Genomic DNA, 20,600 nt, shown 5'->3' on the forward strand with positions numbered 1-20,600 from the left:
GCCCATGACCTCCCGTTTGAACGACGCGCGTATTCTCATGTACAGCCACGATTCCTTCGGGCTCGGGCATCTGCGGCGGTGTCGCACCATCGCGCATGCTCTGGTGGAGGATTATCGCGGCCTCAACGTCCTCATCATTTCCGGCGCGACGATTGCCGGCGCTTTCGATTACCGCGCCCGCGTCGATTTCGTGAAAATCCCGAGCGTCATCAAGCTGCGCAACGGCGAATATACGTCCATGGACAGGCATATCGATCTTCAGGAAACGCTGAAGATGCGCCGCTCCATCATCTACCACACCGCCGAAAGCTTCCAGCCGGATATCTTCATCGTCGACAAGGAGCCCATGGGCCTGCGCGGCGAGGTGGAGGAAACGCTTGCCTATCTCAAGGGACAGGGCACCAAGCTCGTCATCGGCCTGCGCGACGTCATGGACGCGCCGCAGTTGCTTGAGGCGGAGTGGAAGCGCAACAATGTCATGACAAAGATCGGCCAGTTCTATGACCACGTCTGGATTTATGGCCCACCCGATTTCCACGATCCGCTGACGGGGCTCGACGTTCCGCAGACCGTGCGCGACAAGATGGATTTCGTGGGCTTTCTGCAACGATCCAAAACGCAGGCCGAAACCGTGGCGCATCGGCCGGAAGGCGATTATCTTCTCATCACCACCGGCGGCGGCGGCGATGGCAGTGAATTGATCGATGACGTCATCAATGCCTATCGCCATGACCCGGAACTGACCCATAAGGCGCTTGTCGTGCTCGGCCCCTATATGCCGGCGGATCAGCGCCAGCGCTTCATGAGCAGCGTTGCCGATATCCCGCATATCGAGATCATCGAATTCGACAACCGCATGGAAGACCTCGTCGCCGGGGCCCAGGCCGTTGTCTCGATGGGCGGCTACAACACCGTCTGCGAAATATTGTCCTTCGACAAACCCGCCCTCGTCGTACCGCGCACGGTGCCGCGCGAAGAGCAGCTTATCCGCGCCAGCCGCGCATCGGAGCTTGGCCTTTTCGACATGCTTCTGCCGGAAGATGCCGAAAACCCGGCAAAAATGGCCGCGGCTCTGAAAGCCCTGCCGCACCGCGCGCCGCCCTCCGTCAATGCGTGCGGGCTGAAGCTGGACGGTCTTGAAAACATATCGCGCCGGATAGCCGAATGGCTGCCGCCCGAAAGCGATAAGGCACCGATTACGCTCTCCGCGTGACCGGTTCCCCGACAAACACGGCTTCAAAAGAGACACGCGCAACGTGACCGACACAAAAAAAATCGTGGTGCTCCTCAAGGGCTATCCGCGCCTGTCCGAGACTTTCATCGCCCAGGAACTTCTGGGACTGGAGAAGGCCGGGCTGAAGCTCGAACTCATGTCGATGCGCCGTCCGACGGATAAAAAGCGCCACCCCGTTCACGATGAAATCCGCGCGCCCGTGACATACTTGCCGGAATATCTGCATGAGGAGCCGCTACGGGTTTTGAAGGCGCTTTGGGCGTGCCGCGGGAAGCCGGGCTTCACCAAGGCGCTTCGCCGCTTTTTCAACGATCTGCCGCATGATCTCAGCCGCAATCGCTTCCGCCGTTTCGGGCAGGCTGCGGTGCTCGCGCATGAATGGCCTGAAGATGCCGAATGGCTGCATGTCCATTTCATCCACACCCCCGCCTCGGTCGCCGCCTATACTCACCTCATCACCGGCACGCCCTGGACGATTTCAGCCCACGCCAAGGACATCTGGACCTCCAGCGACCGCGACCTTGCCGCCAAACTGCAAAGCGCACGCTGGGCGGTGACCTGCACTGCCGGCGGCTTCCAGCATCTGCAAACCCTTTCCGGGGCCCGGCGGAACGTGCATCTGAGCTATCATGGCCTCGATCTCACCCGTTTCCCGCATTTCGACACGTCGCGAACGGCAAGAGACGGTTCAGACGCCAAAGATCCGGTGAGGATTTTGAGCGTCGGCCGGGCGGTCAAGAAAAAGGGCATCGATATTCTCCTGCGTGCGCTCGCCTCGCTGCCGCAGGATATGCATTGGCGCTTCACCCATATCGGCGGCGGCGATGAATTGGGCGGACTGAAGAAACTCGCAGACGAACTCGGCGTCGCCGACAGGATCGTCTGGACCGGGGCCATGGACCAGAAACAGGTGCTAGAGAACTATCGCGAAGCGGACCTCTTCGCTCTAGCCTGCCGCATCACCAGCGATGGCGACCGCGACGGCCTGCCAAATGTGCTGGTCGAGGCCGCGAGCCAGGCGCTGACCTGCATCTCCACCAATATTTCCGGGATACCGGAGTTTTTCGTCAGCGGTCAAAACGGCCTGCTGACGGAACCGGAAAATCCGGCCGCTTTCGCAGAGGCGCTGCGCATGGCCATCACCGATCCGCAATTGCGCCAGCGTCTTGGCAGCGCCGCCGAAGACCGTGTGCGCACCGCCTTCGACCATCGCACCAGCATTATCGAGCTGAAGGCCCTGTTCGAGAAAGAGTGGGAAAAAACGCCATGACCGATACGGAAAAACGCCCCTGCGTCTTCTTCTACGTCCAGCACCTTCTCGGCATCGGCCATATCGCCCGCGCCAGCCGCATTGCCAACGCCCTTCAGGCGAACGGTTTCGATGTCGTGCTGGTCACGGGCGGCACGCCTGTTCCGGGCTTTCCGGGCGAGGGTATCCGCCATGTCGAATTGCCGCCCATCGCCGTCAGCGACGGCAGCTTTGCTGGCCTGGTCGACAGCTCCGGCAAACCGGTGGACGACGACTTCAAGAGGCTTAGAACCGACATGCTTATCGGGGCCTATCACGGCGCCAAACCCGATATCGTTATCATTGAAGCCTTCCCGTTCGGCCGCAGGCAGGTGCGTTTCGAATTGCTGCCGCTTCTCGATGAGATAGAAGACAGCGAACCGCGCCCGCTCGTCATGGCGTCGCTGCGCGATATCTTGCAAGAAAAGACGAAACCCGGACGGGATGAAGAGACCGTGTCGCTGGTTAAGAAACATTTCGATGCGGTGCTCGTCCATGGCGATCCGGATTTTGCCCGGCTGGAAGACACTTTTCCCCTCGCAGGCGAGATCAGGCAGCGCATCGTCTATACCGGCCTCGTCGCTCCTCTTCCGCCGCCGGAACCGGCGGAAAAATTCGATATCGTGGTTTCCGCAGGCGGAGGCGCCGTTGGCGCCGAACTCATCCGGGCTGCTCTCGAGGCTGCCCATCTACTGGATGGCATCAAGAACTGGTGCCTCGTGACCGGTCCCAACATGCCGCAGGCGGATTTCGATGCAATCTCGGCGCAGGCGGCGGGCAATGTGTCCGTCTTCCGTTTCCGCAAGGATTTCGCAAGTTTGCTCGCCGGCGCACGGCTTTCGATTTCACAGGCCGGCTACAACACCGTCTGCGATATTCTTCAGGCAAAATGCCGCTCGCTTCTGATCCCCTTCGCAGCCGGAGGCGAAACCGAACAGAGCGCCCGCGCCGAACGGCTGGCGCGGCTGGGGCTGGCGTATGTGCTGGAGGAGAAGGATATTTCGGCGCAAGCGATGGCCGATGCCATCAAGACGGCATTCTCCCTACCGGCGCCCGGCACGATCGCGCTCGATCTCGATGGCGCGGCCGGAACAGCTAGAGCGCTGCGCCGCCTTTATGATGAGCGGTGAGGATCGTCTTCAACTCGCGAACCGCCGCCTCATCGGTAATCTTGCGCCCTGCGCCGGTGAAACCGAGCTTCGCCACCCTGCTGTCCGGATCATAGGATGGAACGGCGGAACAGGATGCGTGGATTTCCGTTATCGGAAAGCGATCCCGCAATGTCTGAACGCTCTGCGGACGCACCCCGGCGCCGGGCATGATGACGATCCGGCTTGCCGCCGTCTCGGACAGGTGGGCCAGAGCCTCAATCCCTTCAAGCGCCGAACGCGCCCCGCCTGAGGTGAGAATTCTTGAGAACCCCAATGCGATGGCGGCTTCCAGCGCCTCTTCCATGTCAGGCACGACATCGAAAGCCCGGTGCAGCGTAACATCCAGCCCGTCGGCATGACGACGCAGTTCTTCAAGCAAGCCGATATCGAGCGAACCATCGCCACGCGACGCGCCGAGCACCACGCCGGAAAGGCCGGCGGCACGCGCCGCGTCGATATCGCGTTTCATCACATCCGCTTCGTCGCGGGTGAAGACAAAATCACCGGCGCGCGGCCTGATCATGACGCTCACCGGCAACCCGCAGGACGCCGCACGCTGCATGAAACCCGCCGAGGGCGTCACACCGCCGCCGGAAAGAGCCGCACAAAGTTCGATGCGATCGGCCCCGCCGCTGACCGCCGCTTCCAGACCGGCGACATCGTCCACGCAAATTTCGAGAATCATCGTAACCTCTTTCATTTGGGTGGCCGTTACCTGCGGCGGCCCTTTCCATCAAGCGCGTAAAGCATATAAACGCCGCCCAGCCCCACCATCGCACCCAATATGGAAGTCCCCGAATAGCTGGAAACCACGGTTCCAATGGCAAAAATCAACGCACCCAGACCTGCACCGAGGAAGATATTCACGGCGATCAGCGAGCTTCCGAGTCCCGGCCGGTCCGCGATCAGCTCCTGCAGGTAGGTAATTGGAATGCTGATGATCGCGGCAGCGCCCAGCGCACTGATGACCGTTTGGGCGTAGATATGCCACGGCGCTGAAGCAAGCCCCTGCAGAATGAGATAGATGGCGTAGAGCCCCGCTCCCGCCGCAAGTGTCAGCGTCTGCGGAACCTTTTTCTCGATCCAGCCCCACAGGAGAATGAAGACGATTTCCAGCGCAGCGACGATGCCCGCGACAATGCCGATATCCGCCACCGTGCCCTTGGCCTGTCCGGTTATGATGAGCGAACGCACGGAATCGTTGAGATGCAGCATCGAGCAGATGAGCGCGATGGCGATGATCCGCAGCAGCACCCGCCGGGATCCGATTTCCGCAAGCGAGGCGCGCAGGCCGAACCGCGCTTCGGTATTTGCCGATGCAGGCGTGGCGGCCCGCGGCAGGCAGAAGGCGACAAGCAGAAAGCAGACAAGCGCGCAGATGCCCGAAAACAGGAACGCCATCAGCATATTGCCGGAATTCACCAGAAAAACACCGACAATGCCCGGCACCAGCACCCAGGAAAGCGAGATGGTTGCCCGCATGATCGAATTCACCGCGATCATCTCACCCGTCGAAAGATTGCGCGCGTCGGCACGCACATGGGCGAAGATCAACGAATTCATCGCTCCGAAAATCGGCAGAAGCACCAGCTTTGCAGCGACGAAGGCGGTGGCGTTGCCGGCCAGATAGACCAGCAGATAACCGCTGACGCCGAAGAGCGCGATATAGAGCATTGGCTTGCGATATTCACCCAGCCTGTCTGCAACAATACCCATCAACACGCTGGCGCTGACATTGATGACGGCAGCAAACAGCATCAGCAGCGAATAGACGCTGTTGCTCAGCCCGATTTCGCGAATACCGATGACCGCCTGATAGGGGGCGGTCGCCGCATTCGAAAACCCGAAGAACAGGATGGCGAGCGCCCCGATGCGGATCGACGGATTGTTGATGACGATGGAAAGAGCCGACGGCATGGATATTCGCCTGAGATGATCCGGCAGGGCCGGATCGCTGGGTAAAGCTACCGGACCGCTGTCATCGCCAGCGGGCCGAAAGGATGGGCTGAGGGGTATAATCGAAATGCGGCTTCCATGGGTACAAATCGCCGTCCCGGCGGCGATTGGGAAGATTTTCGATATCCTGATTGATGACCCCTTCCGTCAGCGCCATGAGGTTGGGATTGGCGATAGGCGCAAGCTCCGGCGAAAGATAACCGGACTTGACGACCAGTAACCGCACCTCCTTTGGATTAAAGCCGAGACGGGTGAAATCGGAGATCATGTGATAAGGCCTGCGCCGCGCCGCCAGAATGACCGTGACGCCGCCGATGGCGACCACTGCCTGACGCTGGTCAGCAGCACCTGGGTCGTCCAATTTCACAACACGGGCTGCGACGGTCACGGACTGGCTCTGCGGATCGAGACTGCCGCCGATCTTCAGGGAAAGGCTCGCACCTTCGCCGGCCGCAAAACAGGCTTCGACCGCCGGCCTGTCGGTGATGCCGCCCAGCAGCGCACCCTGCCAGTTGCGCGCAATCAGCGCAGCCAGAACATCGGCGCGATCGCCAACCCCGCCGCCGGTCGGGTTATCCCCGGAGTCGGCCAAGATGATCGGCCGCGTTGCCGTGTTTTCGGCGATATCCAGAATGGCCTCGAGCGGCTCCGTCACAGGCCCGAAACGAAAATCCTGCCGGGCATTCCAGTAGGATTGCGCAATCTCGGCCGCGACCGCCTGTGCGGCCGCTTTGTCCGTTCCCGTCACCACGGCGCAGGCCGTCGCCCGGGGTTCGTCCGCCCAGACGTAGCCGATCATGAAATTCGCATCCCATATGCCGGACCGCGCATCGTAATCAGGCAGCACGGCATAGAGGCTTTTGGCGGGTTCATCCTCCGTGGAGGTTTTTTCACCCGGCAGCAGAACAGGGATTTTCGCCCAGGTCACGCCGGGTCTTTCTCCCGACTTCAGAGCCTTGAGCAACATCGTCCATGCCCGCACCATCGTCTCGCGCACATCGATATGCGGCGCAGTTCGGTAGCCGGCAAAGATATCCAACTGATCGATAATCGTCTGGCTGACATTGCCATGCAGATCATAACTCGCAGAGACTAGGACATCCGGCCCGACGACGGCGCGGGCGCTTGAAATCCAGTCACCTTCCGCATCGTCCATGCCTTCGACATTCATCGCACCGTGCATGGCGAGATAAAGCCCGCCCAGCGGCAACGACGCCTTCAGGCGTTCGAGGAACTCCCGCTTGAAAGCGTCATAGGCCACGCGTGACACCGGACCACCCGGCACCGCCCGCGCATGCAGAAGCGGCAACACGTCCGCCCCGCCTTCACCGAGGAAACTGAAATACTCGGCCTCCAGCATTTCGGCGCCGCGAAAGACGCGGAAGTCCTGCTCGCCCATCAGCACCGGCGAGTAGGTGCTGCATTCGGTATGAATTCCACCAACGGCAATACGCATGTCGGTTTCCCCTCAATAAACCGGGCTCAAGGGGACGATGGCCGCAAAACGCAGCCAGTCCTTTTGCGCCCTTGGCGTCCACGCCGCCTCGGCAATCGCTGGCAGACGGGGGAAAACCAGATGGTTGAAATAGGCGCGATTGAGGAAATGTTCGGACCAGATGCAAGCCTGAACGCCCTTCATCCGCTCCTTCAACTCCTCGGGAAATTCGCCAACGGCTTCATAGGCATAAGTATGCGAAGGCGGAACGGTGCCGGCCCAGCTCGCCCCCGGCTCCTGCCAGGCTTCATCCTGCACCATGTCGAGATAATAGGCCTGACCCGGTGTCATCACCACGTCGTAGCCCTGCTTTGCAAGCTCAAGGCCGACTTCCGGCTTCTGCCATGCCATCAGCAATGTTCCGGCCGGATCGACGCCACCACCATGGGAAACTTCGTCCCAGCCGGCAAGCTGGCGGCCGCGCTCATGCAGCATGCCCTGGATGCGCTTCATGAAATAGGACTGAATGCCGAAGGTGCCGTCGAGCCCTTCCTTTTCCATCAGCGCCTTGGCAAGCGGCGAGGCCAGCCACGACCCATCCGCAACCTCATCGCCGCCAATATGGATCAGCCGCGACGGGAACAGCTCCACCATCTCGTCGAATATCTTGCCGAGGAATTCATAGGTCGGCTCTATCGCCGGGTTGAGTGCATTGTTCGGATATCCCTGCACAGAGCGGTAGCTGTCCGGCGCCTCCTGCCCATCCGTCAGCTCCGGATAGGCCACGAGAGCCGCCGTGCTGTGGCCCGGAATATCGACTTCCGGCACGATTTCGACGTTCAATGCCGCCGCATGCGCGACGACCATGCGCACCTCATCCTGCGTGTAATAGCCCGACACCGGCTCAGCCCCGTTACCGAGCTGCGGCAGGAGCGGCGCATCCGGGCCGCGCGTGGCGCCGACGGTGGTCAGCAGCGGATAGGCCTTGATTTCCAGCCGCCATGCCTCGTCATCCGTCAGGTGCCAATGGAAGCGGTTCATGCGCAGCCATGCGAGAATATCGATAAGCCGCAGGACATCGCCTGTCGGATAGAATTGCCGCGAAACATCGAGGTGGCAGCCACGCCAACTGTAACGCGGCGCATCGCTGATGGTGCCGGAGGCCGGGAAACGGAATTTCGGATCGATGCGCGCACCATGCAGCAGCTGCGCCAGAACCGTCAGACCATATTGCAGGCCGGCAGCGGCCGAATATTCCACGACAACGGCTTCTTTGGAAAAGCTGAGGCGATAACCTTCCGCTTCCAGTCCGCTATGCCGCGTGAAACGCAGCGGTTTTCCCTCGTGAACCGGCGCGAGGCTGAAAGGCACGTGGCCGACGGCAAAGAGCCGGCGGAACAGCGAAAGCACGGTTTCCACCGCAAGCACTTCTTCTGCGCCCGCATCTTCCGCCGGGAAAAGCGCGACGGGAAAACCCTCACCCGGTTCTGCATCGATTTCAGCGGGCCATGGCTGGATCGAAAAGGGCAGATCGAGCTTGCCCTCCGGAAGCAGCACCGGCGCCGGCTCGCTGTGGCGTCCATCCATCATCAGGTCACCGACATCGACGGCGCGATGTGTGCCATCGGCAAGACTGATATAGGCAGATTTCGCGCCGTCTGTGCGATGTCGGGCGGGCCGCAGCAGGCCATCGACGGTGAAGCACCAGGATTTTCCGGACTCCAGCACGAAACCCGGCGGCGGTGCAAATTCATGGAAATTGGCATTGCGGCGCAGATAAACGGCATTGTCGCACGTAGGTTTGTCTACCGTCCGCGTCAACGACGTGTAGACGATGCGAAAATCCTTCAGCGGCTCGCGGGAAAGATTGACCAGCGTGAAGGTGAAGCCGCCGGATGCGGAGTCTGCGAGCGGATGCCACGAATTTTCAAGACGATACTGTGCGAGCGCCATGATGCTCCCCTTTATTGCGCATTGAACCCGTCAGCGGGTTTCGGTCAGTAATGTTCGGATTGCGAAAATGTCCGGGCCAGCGGCGCCTGCCCTGCCGTGAGACCACAATCGACCGGCAGGCACACGCCGCTGATGGCGGCGGCCTGCGGGCCGGCCAGAAAGGCGACGGCATTGGCCACGTCTTCAGGTTTCACGATGCGCTGCAGTGGATACCAATGCTTTGCTTCCTCAAAGACCTGAGGATTGCTTGCAGCCCGCGCTTCCCACGCCTGCGTGCGCACGGTGCCCGGTGCCACGGCGTTGGCGCGAATGCCGAATTTGCCGTATTCGACGGCGATCAGCTTGGTCAGATGGATCAGCCCGGCCTTTGCCGCGCTATAGGCAGGATGCCCGAACACCGCCATGCCATTGACGGAGGTGATATTAACCACCGCCCCCTGGGTTTTCTTCAACGCCTCTTCGAAAGCCCTGAAGCAGAGAAACGGCGCTTCCAGATTGAGCGCATTGTCCTCGCGCCATATATCGGCGGTCGTGTCATGCAGGCTGACCGCCCTTGCGGCGCCCGCATTGTTGACGAGGGTTACAACATCGCCCAGCGCCGCAACCTCGGCGGCCAGCCTTGCAAGGTCCTGCGGGTCGGTGACATCGCAGGTTTTCGCAACGAAGCGGGGATCGGAAAGCGCCGATAGCGCGCTCGAAAGGGCGCCGCGGTCGATATCGACCAACACGACCTTTGCATGGCTTTCAGCGAGCGCCGCGGCAATCGCCCGGCCAATATCACCTGCCGCGCCGGTAACGACGGCGAGCTGGTCTTTCCTGTCCTTCATCTCCTGAAACTCCCTTGAAGCTTTCCGACCCGCCACAAAACGGATCTCAGGCAAAGCAGCCTATGTTGTTTGTCAGCCCGCCTCAGTCACCGAGCAATTGTTTGTCATCCGGATCGCGATGCTCCACCAACTGCTGCTTGATGTGACGTAAAGTCACCATCGATCGTTGCCGTTGATGATAGGCAGCAAGCGTTGCCAGAACATCGACGGCGGCCAGATAGGCGTAACGCGATGAAGTGGGGCGGAAGATATTGTTCCCCTCGGGCACATTGACGGCCACCACCATGTCGGCGGCCGCGGCAACAGGCGTGTCGCTCTGGGTGAGCGCAATGGTGGTGACCCCCATTTCCCGCGCCAGCTTGAAACACTTCACCAGTTCCATGTTACGGCCAGAAAAGGACGAGCCGATGACGACATCTTCCTTGCGCGCAGCGGCGGTCATCATCAGCTGCATGCTGTGATCGGCGCTGGTCGAAACGCGCAACCCCAGGCGGAACAGCCGGTTCTGGATTTCCGAAGCGATCATCGAGGAATTGCCGCCAGCGCCGAAGGCATAGATCATGCCGCTATTGGCGATCCTGATCGCCGCTTCATCGGCAAGGGCCGGATCGAGCGTCCTGTGCAGCAGGAAAAGCGCTTCCTGCGCCTTGGCGAGCACCTCTTCCGCAACATCGGAGGGTCCCGTGCTGGAGGGTTCGGAGGTGAGATATCGGATACCCACATAGGCCGTCTTGGCGAGGCTGACCTTGAAATCCGAAAAGCTCTGGCACCCCAGCCGGCGGCAGAACCGCGTCACGGTCGGCGGAGACACTTCCGCGCGCGCCGCCAGCTCGATGATCGAGGCATTGACGGCGAATTCGAAGTCCGAAACCAGAATATCGGCAATCCGTCGCTCAGACTGCGAGAATTGTCCCCTGTCTTCCTGTATTCTTGCAAAAATATCCATGTTCACCGGTCTCCGTTCCGCCAAAACTTAAGGCTTGGCCCCGTTTCCGATGCACCCTAAGAAAGCGCGCCCGTCAACCGCATAGATCCATGAGTCAAGGATGTTTCGTCTTGCTGACGACACCACGCACACCTTTAATTTGAAAATTATTTTCTTTGTTGATTGAGAGATGAGCATATGCCAACAATCAACACCAGAGAAATCTCCAAATCTTGAAAATAATTTCAACACCGGACCGAAACCATGCGTGATCCCTTCAAAAACCCTTTTCCCGAAACAGACATCGCCCGCCATTCCATCTGGGAGATGCTGGTAACGCGTGACATCGACGCTTTTCTGGCCGCCGACTGGTCGAAGGTCGCGGATGATTTCGTCGAGGACGGCTTTCTCGGCATCAACGCCAACCGGGATGCGAACCCGGACAATTGGCGCTTGTCCTTCCCTTCGCTCAGCGCCTATCGGGACGAGTGGCTGCGGCAGGCGCAGGATTTTCAAACCCAGCAATTCGCAGAGAACCCGCGCGATGCGATCTTTGCGACCACCACGCTGGAAGAAATCGAAGTGGAAGGTGAGACCGCGCTGGTGCGCAAGAAGTTCGACGGTGGGCTTCGCAAGGCCGATGGCAGCTTCGACGTCATGAAATGGCAGACGCTCTATTATTGCCGGCTGCATCAGGGACGCTGGAAGATCAGCGGTTTCACCGGCTACATGCCCAACCCCATGCCGTGATCCAGAAGAAATCTTGACAAGCTTTGCATGCCGGGCCGAAAGCCCGGCTTTATTTTTTCGTCTGGAATGAGCAGGAAAATGCTGCTGGAGACGGATCGCCTCAGGAACAGCCGGGCATGGGGAAACAGAGAACATGGCCCGGCTCCTGCGCCTTATTGGATCAGCTTGAGGACTGAAAGATCGACGCGCCTTTCCAGCGCAACGCCGCTCTCATCAAACAGATGGCAGTCCGAAGCCTTGATACCGGTGACGATGGGCTCATCCTCGACCACAGGTGCGGAGCCGGAAAGCAACGCGCAATAATTCTCACCCGTCGGCGCGACACCATAAGCAATGGTATTGACCCCGAGCCGCTCGATCACGCTGGGTGCGACCGTGACATTGAGGTCGGCCGGTTCGAGACCGGTATGTTCCGGGCGGATGCCGAGCGTCAGCTGCGCGCCTTCAAGACCGGCGCGGGGTTCCACCGGCACGGTGACCGTCTGTCCCTCATAGTCCACAGTCACACCCTCGGCGCTGACGGATTTGCAGGTGACCTTCAGGAAATTCATTTTCGGGTTGCCGATGAAGCCGGCCACGAACAGGTTAGCCGGCTTGTGATAAAGCTCGAGCGGTGCGCCGACCTGGGCAATTTTACCGGCGTTCAGCACCACGATGCGGTCGGCCATGGTCATGGCTTCCACCTGGTCGTGGGTGACATAGATCATCGTCGCCTTCAGCGTCCGGTGAAGATTGGTGAGTTCGATGCGCATGTCGGCGCGAAGGGCAGCGTCGAGGTTGGAAAGCGGCTCGTCGAACAGGAATATTTTCGGCTCGCGAACGATGGCGCGGCCGATCGCCACGCGTTGGCGCTGGCCGCCGGACAACATGCCGGGGCGCTGCTGCAGACGCTGGTCGAGCTGGAGGATCTTGGCCACACCCTCGACCTTCTGCCTGATCTTGTCCTCTTCCATCTTTTCGACGCGCAGCGGAAAAGCAATGTTTTCAAACACCGTCATGTGCGGATAAAGCGCATAGGACTGGAACACCATGGCGATGCCGCGCTTGACCGGCGGCAATTCATTGACCTTTACGCCGTTAATGACGACGTCACCGGCGGAAATCTCCTCAAGGCCGGCGATCATGCGCAGCAATGTGGACTTACCGCATCCCGAAGGGCCGACAAAAACGACGAACTCGCCATCCCTGATGTCGAGCTGAACGCCCTTGATGACTTCGAAATGTCCATAGTTCTTGCGGACGTTGTTGAGATAAAGCTGACCCAAGACTTGCCTCTCCCGTCAGCGGCCGACATCAGGCCGCGTTCAGAGATGTTCCGAAACAGGGGCAAAGCCACACCGGATCGGGACCGTTGAAAAACAGGGGGAAAAAGCATCCTGGAAGACGCAGGCGTTCCCTCGGCGAAACTTGCCGGATGCGGACGGCTCCCGCCCGCATCCGTGCTCATGAAAGATTATTTATACTGCTCGAGAGCCGAAGCCGCTTTCTTCGCGGCATCTTCCGGTGTTGCCTGGCCCGTGACGACAGACTGCACCATCTCGATCATCGTGTCCTGGAAACCCTTGTAGTCCGTGAAGAGCGGCTCGGGACCGCCATAGGCGATACCGTCGATCAGCGGCTTCCAGAAGGGATCCTTGGCGATGAACTCATCGACCTTCGGCGACGGACGCAGCGGGGTGAGGCCGGCGCCGCCCTGCAATTCGTATTCACCCTGCGGACCAGGCGAGGTGATGAATTTGGCGAATTCGGTCGCCTTTTCTTCCACGCCCGTTCCCTTGAAGATCGCAAGGCTGTCCGTGATGAGCAGCGTGCCAGGACCCTTGGCTTCCGGGCCGAGCGGCAAGGTCGCGATGCCCCAGTTGATCTTGGTTTCCTGCAGGCGCGTGGCCGCACCAGAACCCGCCTGGATCATGCCAACCTTGCCGTCGAGGAAGATGGCGCGAATTTCGTTCTGCTCATAGGCCGTCGGGCCTTCGACGGAATAGGGCGTGATGTCCTTGTAGGCTTTCAGTGCCTCGACAACCTGCGGGCTGTCGACCGTGATCTTGTCGCCGTCGATCACCTTGCCATTATTGGTATAAACCCAGTGCATGAACTGGTGCATGGTGTTGTCAAAGGTCTTGGCGGACAGACCGTAACCGGCAACGCCGGTCTTTTCCTTGATCTGCTTGGCAAAGGCGATTTCTTCGGCCCAGGTCTTCGGCGGCGTTTCAGGATCGAGACCTGCCTGCTTGAACAGGTCCTTGTTCCAGTAGAGCGCCTTGGTCGAGAAGGCGACCGGCACGCCCCACTGCGTGTCTTCGAAAGTGACCGTATCGACGATGTTGGGATAATAGCTTTTCTTTTCGTCTTCCGTCATCGGCACCGGAACGATGAGATCGTTCTGCGCGAACTGCTTCAGCGTGCGCGAACCGACATAGGCCATGGCGACCGGCGTGCCGGCAGCGGCGAGCGTGGTCGCCTTATCCTGGCACTGGGCCCAGCCGACGACTTCCGGCACGACCTTCCAGCCTTCGTTTTTGCCTTCCCATTCCTTGATGTACTTCTCATGGATGGGGTCCATCTTGTCGCCGCAATAGATCCAGCTGATCTCCTTGTCGGCGGCGTGCGCCGTCACCGTCGTAAGGGCAGTGGAACCGGCAAATGCGAAAGCGCAGAGCGCCAATCCGTAATGTTTCAGTGCCATAGGTAGTCTCCCGTTTTGGTGGTCGTTCCGGTTGTTGATTATTTCACCGCGCCGGCGGTAAGGCCGCTGACGAGATATCGTTGCATGAAGAAGATCACGACCATCGCCGGCGCAATGCCGACGAAGCTGGCCGCCATCAACTCATTCCAGATGACTTCCTGACGACCGAAATAAGCGAAGAGGCCGATGGGCAGCGGCATATATTCGGTCTTGGAATTGAAGGTGAGCGCGAAGATGAACTGCTGGGCATAGGCGCCGATGAAGGTGGTGATGGAGACCACTGCGATGCCAGGCATCGCCAGCGGCAGGATCACCCGGCGGAAAGTATAGAAATAGCTCGCACCGTCCACATAGGCCGCTTCTTCCAGTTCCCGCGGGATACGCAGCATATAGGTGCGCAAAAGCCAGATGGCGGTGGGGATCAGGAAGGCCGCGCCGGGAATGATCATTGCCAGATAGGTGTTCAGCACACCCATGTTGCGCATCAGCCGGAAAAGCGGGATCAGAAGCACGGCGCCCGAGAACATGTTGATCGCGAGAAATGCGCCAAGCAATTGCCCTCGTCCGCGAAACTTGAAACGGGCGAAAGCATAGGAGGCCGGCACCACCAGAATAAGGACGATAATGGTGGAAATGGTGGAGATGAAGAAGGAGTTGAAAACGTAGCGGGCAAAACCGGGAACGCTGACCCACATGGTCCGGTAGGCCTCGAAGGAACCGTTTTCCGGCCAGAACGTGTAGGGCGATGAGAAAAGCAGACTGAGCGGCTTCAGCGAAACCAGAAATCCTTCCACGAAGGGCGCCAGCACGAAAGTCAGGAATACGGCGATGCCGCAATAAATCCCGACGATTTCATACCACCTGTAGCGGTTGATCATCGCATTCTTGTCGGTCATCGGCTGGCCTCCTGCGAGATGCGGCTGGTGATGCGGAAGTAGAAATAGGTAAAGATCGACAGGAAGATGCAGATCAGCACGGCGCGCGCAGCACCTTCACCGTATTTGTAAGAACCGATCGCCGTCTTGTACGTGTCGATGATCATGGTCGTGGTCTGGCCAGTCGGACCGCCCTGCGTCAGGATCCAGATGATATCGAAGGAATTGAAAGTCGAAATCAGCGAGATCATCGACATAGTAATCATCGCAGGCAGCATGAGTGGCAACGTGATGCGGCGGAAGCGGTAGAGGCGGCTTGCCCCATCTGTCCACGCGGCCTCGTAGAGATCCTGCGGGATGGCCTGAATGGCGGCCAGCAGATAGAGCGTAACCATCGGCACACCGATCCAGACGTCGGTGATGATCGTTGCCCAAAAGGCCGTATTGCCGTAGGCGAGGAACGCGACCGGCCCATCCACCAGACCGAAGTTCTGGAGCACGCCGGAAATCATGCCGAACTGGCCGTTATACATCCAGCCCCACATGAAGATGCCGATAGCCATCGGCACGATCCATGGCGGCATGGTCAGGAGACGGAACAGCGCCCGGCCAGGCACGGCCGAATTCAGCAAAACCGCACCCAGCGTGCCGATAATCATCTTTATCGAGACGGAAAAGAACGTCCAGATGAAGGTCCGCGTGATGACATCGGCAAAAGTCGCGTTGAAAATCTTCTCGTAGTTGATGAAACCGACCCAGTTCGTCGTTTTTCTAAGCGACGCATCGGTAAAGGACAGGATGAAGGTATCGACGAGCGGATAAGCAACGATAACCGTGATGTATAAAAGCGCCGGCAGAAGAAGAAGCCAGGCGAAGACGACCGCGCTGCGTTTCGCATCCATCGCGCCGCCCCCCTTAAGCAGATTTCGCGGCGGGGGATTTCAGCTGACCGTGCAGTGCAAGATCGTACTCCTCCCATACCGGCTTGAGATCGATCACCTTGCGGCCATGGCGCGCTTCGTCCATGGCAAGCGCCAGAATGCCGGCCTCAATCGCGTCGAGCGCGGAAACCGGCAAGGGCGCGCCCTTGACGATATGGGCGATGACGTCCTCCGCCATCTGCTCGTCCGCACCATAATGCTGTGAGAGCGCGGTTGCCGCAGAATAGGTCTTGGCGACGGTTTTTTCATTGGTCCGGGCATTGTGCACGTTCAGGAAGCCGCGCACGAAATCGCCCTCTGCCATGCCCTTGGCGCCGATGACGCAGAAACGGCGGAAATCGTCGGGAACGTTGAGATTGGTATGGAAGGCAAGCGATGCGCCGTTCTCATATTCGACGATGGCCGTCTGGTAATCGATGATGTCGCCGTCGCTGTCAAAAACCTTGTCGGAACCCATCCAGCCGCTCGGCTTGCGATGGTAGACCTCCATATCGTTGATGCCGTCATTCTGCGGCGCGTTTGCCGGCGTGAAGCTCTTGCGTCCGCCAAAGCTCGACACGAAACGCGGCCGCGCACCGACCACGCCATTATAGAGATCGAGGTCGTGGCAGCATTTTTCCAGCATGAACGAGCCGGAGTAATTTTCGTAGCGTCGCCAGTCGCGCATGAAGAATGCGCCGTGATAGGGCGGGATATGCTCCGAGGCCTCGATGGAAACGACATCGCCCAGCTTGCCTTCCGCCTGTGCGGCGCGCAGATCGCGGTAGAGCGGGGAATAACGCAAAACGAGACCAACGAGCAGCCGCTCGTGACCATGCTTGTTGAGCAACCGGGCAAGCTCGAGGCTTTCCTCGATGCTGACGACGATGGGTTTTTCCGAGAAGATGGTGCAGCCGGCCTCAAGTCCGATACGGATATGCTCCAGATGCATGTGGTTCGGCGAGCCGATCATCAAGAGATCGAATTTTTCGTTTGCGATCAACGCCTCGGGACTATCGTAAGTCTTGCCGGCCGAAATGCCCTTTTCCTGCAGGCCCGGCAGGCCCGCCGGCGCGGGATCGACATAACCGACGATCTCGAAATCCTTGTCGATCTCATGAAAAACGTAGCCCAGATAACCGAGACGGAATCCGAGTCCGATAATTCCCACCTTCATGAACTTTGTTCCCTGTTCATTCGTAATTCATTTTCGCAGATGCGACCATTTCTCTGCTGGTCGTCCAGATATCTGCGATAATTTCTTGCCACGATGAAATTAATTTTCACAACGGTCAAGCTAAATTCGATTTCGCAAACGCTGCCGCGAGTCGGAAACCGATTTTCCGGCGCGACGGATGCGAAACGGATCGCCGCCGACCACCGACGCAAAAAACAATACCAAAAAAATGCCAATCGTCCAGAGCAATTCCGTTATCGGGAAAATTTTTTTGGTTAATGCGAAAATATCAAGCATTAATCCTCATTATTTGGCAAAAGATCGAAAAAACCACCGATTAATCGTACAAATCCAGCAATGGTTCTATTTTGGTATTGCCGATTGCGTGGCATATGATATAGCCAGAGCCGGCCATATCGCCGACCACATGGATCGTGACAGAGGTTATGGATGAACGGGGCAGCGCTTAATCTGGACGACCTGCAATCAGGCGGCGGCCCGCTTTACCTGAAACTGCGCCAGACGATTGAAGACGCCATCAATGGCGGCCGCCTGAAGCACGGCGACGCCTTGCCGCCGGAGCGGGATATCGCCGAAAGCGCCTGCGTCAGCCGCGTCACGGTGCGCAAGGCGGTGGACGATCTCGTCCGCGACGGTCTTCTCGTTCGCCGGCACGGCTCGGGTACTTTCGTCGTCAAGCCCATCACCCGCATGCAGCAGCCCCTGACCAAGCTCACCTCGTTTACCGAGGACATGCGCCGGCGCGGCATGACGGCAAGCACCCGCTGGCTGGACAGGGGCCTGTTCCACCCGACCGGAGACGAGATGATGACGCTCGGCCTTTCCCAATCGGCCATGGTGGCCCGGCTCACGCGCCTGCGGCTTGCCAATGACCAACCTATCGCGCTCGAAGTCACAAGCCTGCCGGGCGATATTCTGCCTGACCCGCAATTGGTGGAAAACTCGCTTTATCTGGAGCTTGAGAAAAACGGCATTCGCCCGGTGCGCGCCATTCAGCGCATCTCCGCCCGTAACCTCACCGATGAGGAAACATTGCTGCTTGGGGTTCCGCCGGGCTCGGCAGCGCTTTCCGTTCAGCGAATGGCCTATCTGGAAAGCGGGCGCCTCATGGAAATATCCCGCGCGCTGTACCGCAGCGACGCCTATGACCTCGTCGCCGAACTGACGATGGGGCCCGAGTGACAAATCTCTTGATCAAGGACACGAAACGATGACAACCCTGATGCGCCAGGAAATCGATGAGATTCCCGATGCAGTCGCTCGCCTGCTGGACAATGCCAATGCCGACTTCCACGAAGCCGGAGGCAGGCTGAAGGCCCGTGACCCGGCCGTTATCGTCACCATTGCACGCGGCTCCTCCGACCACGCCGCGCATTTTTTGAAATATGCGATCGAATTGCAGACCGGTCTACCGGTCGCGTCGCTCGGCCCCTCGCTCGCCTCGATCTACCAGACGAAGCTGCGGCTGGACCGGGCGGCGGCCTTCGCCATCTCGCAATCGGGTAAAAGCCCTGACATCGTCGCTCTGTCGGAAAGCGCCCGCAAGGGCGGCGCGCTCACCTTTTCGCTTGTCAATACCCTGCCCTCCCCGCTCGGCGATGCGGCAAATCACGCCATCAATATCCAGGCGGGCCCTGAAAAAGCGGTGGCCGCAACCAAATCCTTCGTCAACTCCATCGTCGCCGGCCTCGCGATCCTTGCCGAATGGACGGAAGACAGCCTGCTCGCCAAAGCCGTCAACGCCCTGCCGCAGAATTTCGCCAAGGCCATCGCGCTCGACTGGAGCCAGATCAGCGAAGCGGTCAGGGGCGAGGAATCGCTCTATATGCTGGGCCGCGGTCCCGCCCTCGCCATCGCAGCGGAAGCCGCGTTGAAATGCAAGGAAACCTGCGAGCTCCACGCAGAGGCCTATTCGTCGGCGGAAGTCATGCACGGCCCCGTTTCGCTGGTCGCACCGAAATTTCCCGTCATCGCCTTTGCCGCACGTGACCGCGCCGAAACCTCAGTGACGGATATCGCGGCCGGCCTCGCCGGCAAGGGCGCAAGTGTTTTTGTCACCTCCGCAAAGGGCAGCCCGGCGAAGTCCCTGCCTTTCGTGGAAACCAATCATCCGCTGACTGACGCCCTGTTGCTGATCGCACCGTTTTACGGCTTCATCGAGCAATTGTCGCGTGCCCGCGGCTTCAACCCGGATGCGCCGGTGGCGTTGAAAAAGGTGACCGAAACCCAATGAGCAGCAGCAAGGCATTTGTCGGCGCCCGTATTTTCGATGGCGTCGCGTGGCACGATGGCAAAGCGCTCGTGACCGGTGATGGCCACGTTGCCGACATCGTCGACCGCGTATCCGTGCCCGCAAACGCCGACATCTTCGACGCGGAAGGACTGTTCATTGCGCCGGGCTTCATCGACTTGCAGGTCAACGGCGGCGGCGGCGTGATGTTCAACAACGAGCCGGATGTGGAAGGCATTGCCCGCATCTGCTCGGCCCATGCGCAATTCGGCACTACGGCGCTGATGGTCACCCTCATAACAGACAGACCGGATATCACAGCCAAAGCCGCCGAAGCAGGCATCGCCGCGCACGAAGCAGGGGTGCCCGGCTTTCTCGGCCTGCATTTCGAAGGGCCGCATCTTTCTGTCGCACGCAAGGGCACCCATGACCCGGCGCTGATCCGAAAGATGGAAACGGCCGATCTTGCTGTTCTGACGGGCTGCAAGGCGAAGCTTCCTTTTGTGCTGACAACCATCGCCCCGGAAAACGTAACCGAGACGCAGGTCGCAGCGCTGCATAAAGCCGGCATCGTCGTCAGCCTCGGCCATACCGATGTGGGCCTCAGCGTCGCGACGGCCTATGCCGAGGCCGGCGCATCCATGGTGACACATCTCTTCAACGCTATGAGCCCGCTCGGCCATCGCGAGCCGGGACTGGTGGGCGCGGCACTTTCCAACGGCAAGCTGGATTGCGGGCTGATCGCCGATGGTTTCCATGTCGATCCCGCAGCGATCGGCATTGCGCTTCGCGCCAAGAATGGTCCGGGCCGCATTTTCCTCGTCACCGACGCCATGTCTACTATCGGAACGGATGATGACGGTTTCGAACTGAACGGCAGGCGTGTCTATCGCAACGGCGGCCGGCTGACGCTGGCCGACGGCACGCTGGCGGGGGCGGATATCGATATGCTTTCCTGCATCCGTTTCATGCATGAAAAGCTGGCGACACCGCTGGAAGAGGCCTTGAGAATGGCGTCTGCCTATCCCGCCGAGGCGGTCGGCGCTTCCGGCAAGGGTAAGCTCCTGTCCGGATTCGATGCGGATTTCGTCATGCTGACACCCGACCTTCAGATGCATTCGACATGGATCGGCGCAGAAAAAATCCACGATGCCACCCGTTCCGGAGCCTGA

At 59.6% G+C, this 20,600-nt stretch carries 19 protein-coding genes; 7 read left to right on the forward strand and 12 right to left on the reverse strand.

Translation table 11 applies throughout. From position 1 onward, the window contains the following. Positions 1-4: 4 nt before the first annotated feature. The 3 genes from O9X91_RS07080 to O9X91_RS07090 are packed head-to-tail and all read left to right on the forward strand — an operon-like array spanning position 5 to position 3,652. Positions 5-1,213 carry a glycosyltransferase family protein gene (locus O9X91_RS07080; protein ID WP_269833635.1) on the forward strand — a complete coding sequence of 403 codons (1,209 nt, stop codon included), beginning with the start codon at positions 5-7 and terminating at the stop codon, positions 1,211-1,213. A gap of 43 nt (positions 1,214-1,256) precedes the next feature. Beyond that, entirely contained in the window at positions 1,257-2,504 is a 1,248-nt protein-coding gene (locus O9X91_RS07085) for a glycosyltransferase (RefSeq protein WP_165691374.1), read from the forward strand. Continuing rightward, entirely contained in the window at positions 2,501-3,652 is a 1,152-nt protein-coding gene (locus tag O9X91_RS07090) for a glycosyltransferase family protein (RefSeq protein ID WP_142912999.1), read from the forward strand. Before O9X91_RS07085 ends, O9X91_RS07090 begins: the two co-directional genes overlap by 4 nt. Here the strand turns inward: O9X91_RS07090 and O9X91_RS07095 are convergent. The 6 genes from O9X91_RS07095 to O9X91_RS07120 all read right to left on the reverse strand — a co-directional run bounded on the left by O9X91_RS07095 (position 3,618) and on the right by O9X91_RS07120 (position 10,790). Next, positions 3,618-4,358 (reverse strand): copper homeostasis protein CutC, encoded by a 741-nt coding sequence (locus tag O9X91_RS07095; RefSeq protein WP_269834288.1) that lies wholly within the window; start codon positions 4,356-4,358, stop codon positions 3,618-3,620. The genes O9X91_RS07090 and O9X91_RS07095 overlap by 35 nt on opposite strands. Positions 4,359-4,384: 26 nt before the next feature. After that, positions 4,385-5,590 carry an MFS transporter gene (locus O9X91_RS07100; RefSeq protein WP_142912997.1) on the reverse strand — a complete coding sequence of 402 codons (1,206 nt, stop codon included), beginning with the start codon at positions 5,588-5,590 and terminating at the stop codon, positions 4,385-4,387. 61 nt (positions 5,591-5,651) lie between these two features. Next, positions 5,652-7,085: a M81 family metallopeptidase gene (locus O9X91_RS07105; RefSeq protein ID WP_142912996.1), complete on the reverse strand. Its 1,434-nt coding sequence runs from the start codon at positions 7,083-7,085 to the stop codon at positions 5,652-5,654. Positions 7,086-7,097: 12 nt separating this feature from the next. Further along, positions 7,098-9,017 carry a beta-N-acetylhexosaminidase gene (locus tag O9X91_RS07110; protein WP_142912995.1) on the reverse strand — a complete coding sequence of 640 codons (1,920 nt, stop codon included), beginning with the start codon at positions 9,015-9,017 and terminating at the stop codon, positions 7,098-7,100. Positions 9,018-9,061: 44 nt separating this feature from the next. Then, positions 9,062-9,844 carry an SDR family oxidoreductase gene (locus tag O9X91_RS07115; protein WP_269833637.1) on the reverse strand — a complete coding sequence of 261 codons (783 nt, stop codon included), beginning with the start codon at positions 9,842-9,844 and terminating at the stop codon, positions 9,062-9,064. A gap of 82 nt (positions 9,845-9,926) precedes the next feature. Next, positions 9,927-10,790, reverse strand: coding sequence for a MurR/RpiR family transcriptional regulator (locus tag O9X91_RS07120; protein ID WP_077985539.1), 864 nt, complete (start codon positions 10,788-10,790; stop codon positions 9,927-9,929). Positions 10,791-11,033: 243 nt separating this feature from the next. On the opposite strand from O9X91_RS07120, the gene O9X91_RS07125 reads away from it, so the two are divergent. Further along, entirely contained in the window at positions 11,034-11,519 is a 486-nt protein-coding gene (locus tag O9X91_RS07125) for a hypothetical protein (protein ID WP_137412248.1), read from the forward strand. A 152-nt stretch (positions 11,520-11,671) separates the two neighbouring features. On the opposite strand, the gene O9X91_RS07130 is transcribed toward O9X91_RS07125, so the two are convergent. The 6 genes from O9X91_RS07130 to O9X91_RS07155 form a co-directional block, all read right to left on the reverse strand. Beyond that, positions 11,672-12,784, reverse strand: coding sequence for an ABC transporter ATP-binding protein (locus tag O9X91_RS07130; protein WP_142912993.1), 1,113 nt, complete (start codon positions 12,782-12,784; stop codon positions 11,672-11,674). Between the two features lie 188 nt (positions 12,785-12,972). Next, positions 12,973-14,205: an ABC transporter substrate-binding protein gene (locus tag O9X91_RS07135; protein ID WP_077985536.1), complete on the reverse strand. Its 1,233-nt coding sequence runs from the start codon at positions 14,203-14,205 to the stop codon at positions 12,973-12,975. A 38-nt stretch (positions 14,206-14,243) separates the two neighbouring features. Then, entirely contained in the window at positions 14,244-15,101 is an 858-nt protein-coding gene (locus O9X91_RS07140) for a carbohydrate ABC transporter permease (protein WP_077985535.1), read from the reverse strand. After that, positions 15,098-15,982 carry a carbohydrate ABC transporter permease gene (locus tag O9X91_RS07145; RefSeq protein ID WP_142912992.1) on the reverse strand — a complete coding sequence of 295 codons (885 nt, stop codon included), beginning with the start codon at positions 15,980-15,982 and terminating at the stop codon, positions 15,098-15,100. The genes O9X91_RS07140 and O9X91_RS07145 overlap by 4 nt, the downstream gene beginning before the upstream one ends. Before the next feature lie 13 nt (positions 15,983-15,995). Next, positions 15,996-17,177, reverse strand: a complete 1,182-nt coding sequence (locus tag O9X91_RS07150; protein WP_077985533.1) for a Gfo/Idh/MocA family protein — start codon at positions 17,175-17,177, stop codon at positions 15,996-15,998. A gap of 120 nt (positions 17,178-17,297) precedes the next feature. Further along, positions 17,298-17,474 (reverse strand): hypothetical protein, encoded by a 177-nt coding sequence (locus O9X91_RS07155; RefSeq protein ID WP_244614246.1) that lies wholly within the window; start codon positions 17,472-17,474, stop codon positions 17,298-17,300. Between the two features lie 153 nt (positions 17,475-17,627). Between O9X91_RS07155 and O9X91_RS07160 the strand changes: the two genes are divergently transcribed. The 3 genes from O9X91_RS07160 to nagA are packed head-to-tail and all read left to right on the forward strand — an operon-like array spanning position 17,628 to position 20,600. Beyond that, the gene (locus tag O9X91_RS07160; RefSeq protein ID WP_077985532.1) at positions 17,628-18,380 is read left to right on the forward strand and encodes a GntR family transcriptional regulator; all 753 of its coding nucleotides are present in this window, start codon (positions 17,628-17,630) and stop codon (positions 18,378-18,380) included. A 28-nt stretch (positions 18,381-18,408) separates the two neighbouring features. Further along, positions 18,409-19,431 carry an SIS domain-containing protein gene (locus O9X91_RS07165; RefSeq protein ID WP_142912991.1) on the forward strand — a complete coding sequence of 341 codons (1,023 nt, stop codon included), beginning with the start codon at positions 18,409-18,411 and terminating at the stop codon, positions 19,429-19,431. Beyond that, complete coding sequence (gene nagA / locus O9X91_RS07170) at positions 19,428-20,600, forward strand: N-acetylglucosamine-6-phosphate deacetylase (protein WP_173990226.1); 1,173 nt, start codon at positions 19,428-19,430, stop codon at positions 20,598-20,600. The genes O9X91_RS07165 and nagA overlap by 4 nt, the downstream gene beginning before the upstream one ends.

The organism is Agrobacterium salinitolerans (assembly GCF_027498475.1).
GTDB classification, from domain to species: Bacteria; Pseudomonadota; Alphaproteobacteria; order Rhizobiales; family Rhizobiaceae; genus Agrobacterium; species Agrobacterium salinitolerans.

Coding starts and splice junctions, on each gene's coding strand:
- O9X91_RS07125 (WP_137412248.1), top strand. CDS start 11,034: ATGCGTGATCCCTTCAAAAACCCTTTTCCCGAAACAGACATCGCCCGC.
- O9X91_RS07160 (WP_077985532.1), top strand. CDS start 17,628: ATGAACGGGGCAGCGCTTAATCTGGACGACCTGCAATCAGGCGGCGGC.
- O9X91_RS07080 (WP_269833635.1), top strand. CDS start 5: ATGACCTCCCGTTTGAACGACGCGCGTATTCTCATGTACAGCCACGAT.
- O9X91_RS07110 (WP_142912995.1), bottom strand. CDS start 9,017: ATGGCGCTCGCACAGTATCGTCTTGAAAATTCGTGGCATCCGCTCGCA.
- O9X91_RS07115 (WP_269833637.1), bottom strand. CDS start 9,844: ATGAAGGACAGGAAAGACCAGCTCGCCGTCGTTACCGGCGCGGCAGGT.
- O9X91_RS07145 (WP_142912992.1), bottom strand. CDS start 15,982: ATGGATGCGAAACGCAGCGCGGTCGTCTTCGCCTGGCTTCTTCTTCTG.
- O9X91_RS07105 (WP_142912996.1), bottom strand. CDS start 7,085: ATGCGTATTGCCGTTGGTGGAATTCATACCGAATGCAGCACCTACTCG.
- O9X91_RS07120 (WP_077985539.1), bottom strand. CDS start 10,790: ATGGATATTTTTGCAAGAATACAGGAAGACAGGGGACAATTCTCGCAG.
- O9X91_RS07150 (WP_077985533.1), bottom strand. CDS start 17,177: ATGAAGGTGGGAATTATCGGACTCGGATTCCGTCTCGGTTATCTGGGC.
- O9X91_RS07135 (WP_077985536.1), bottom strand. CDS start 14,205: ATGGCACTGAAACATTACGGATTGGCGCTCTGCGCTTTCGCATTTGCC.
- O9X91_RS07165 (WP_142912991.1), top strand. CDS start 18,409: ATGACAACCCTGATGCGCCAGGAAATCGATGAGATTCCCGATGCAGTC.
- O9X91_RS07095 (WP_269834288.1), bottom strand. CDS start 4,358: ATGATTCTCGAAATTTGCGTGGACGATGTCGCCGGTCTGGAAGCGGCG.
- O9X91_RS07140 (WP_077985535.1), bottom strand. CDS start 15,101: ATGACCGACAAGAATGCGATGATCAACCGCTACAGGTGGTATGAAATC.
- O9X91_RS07155 (WP_244614246.1), bottom strand. CDS start 17,474: ATGCTTGATATTTTCGCATTAACCAAAAAAATTTTCCCGATAACGGAA.
- O9X91_RS07090 (WP_142912999.1), top strand. CDS start 2,501: ATGACCGATACGGAAAAACGCCCCTGCGTCTTCTTCTACGTCCAGCAC.
- O9X91_RS07100 (WP_142912997.1), bottom strand. CDS start 5,590: ATGCCGTCGGCTCTTTCCATCGTCATCAACAATCCGTCGATCCGCATC.
- nagA (WP_173990226.1), top strand. CDS start 19,428: ATGAGCAGCAGCAAGGCATTTGTCGGCGCCCGTATTTTCGATGGCGTC.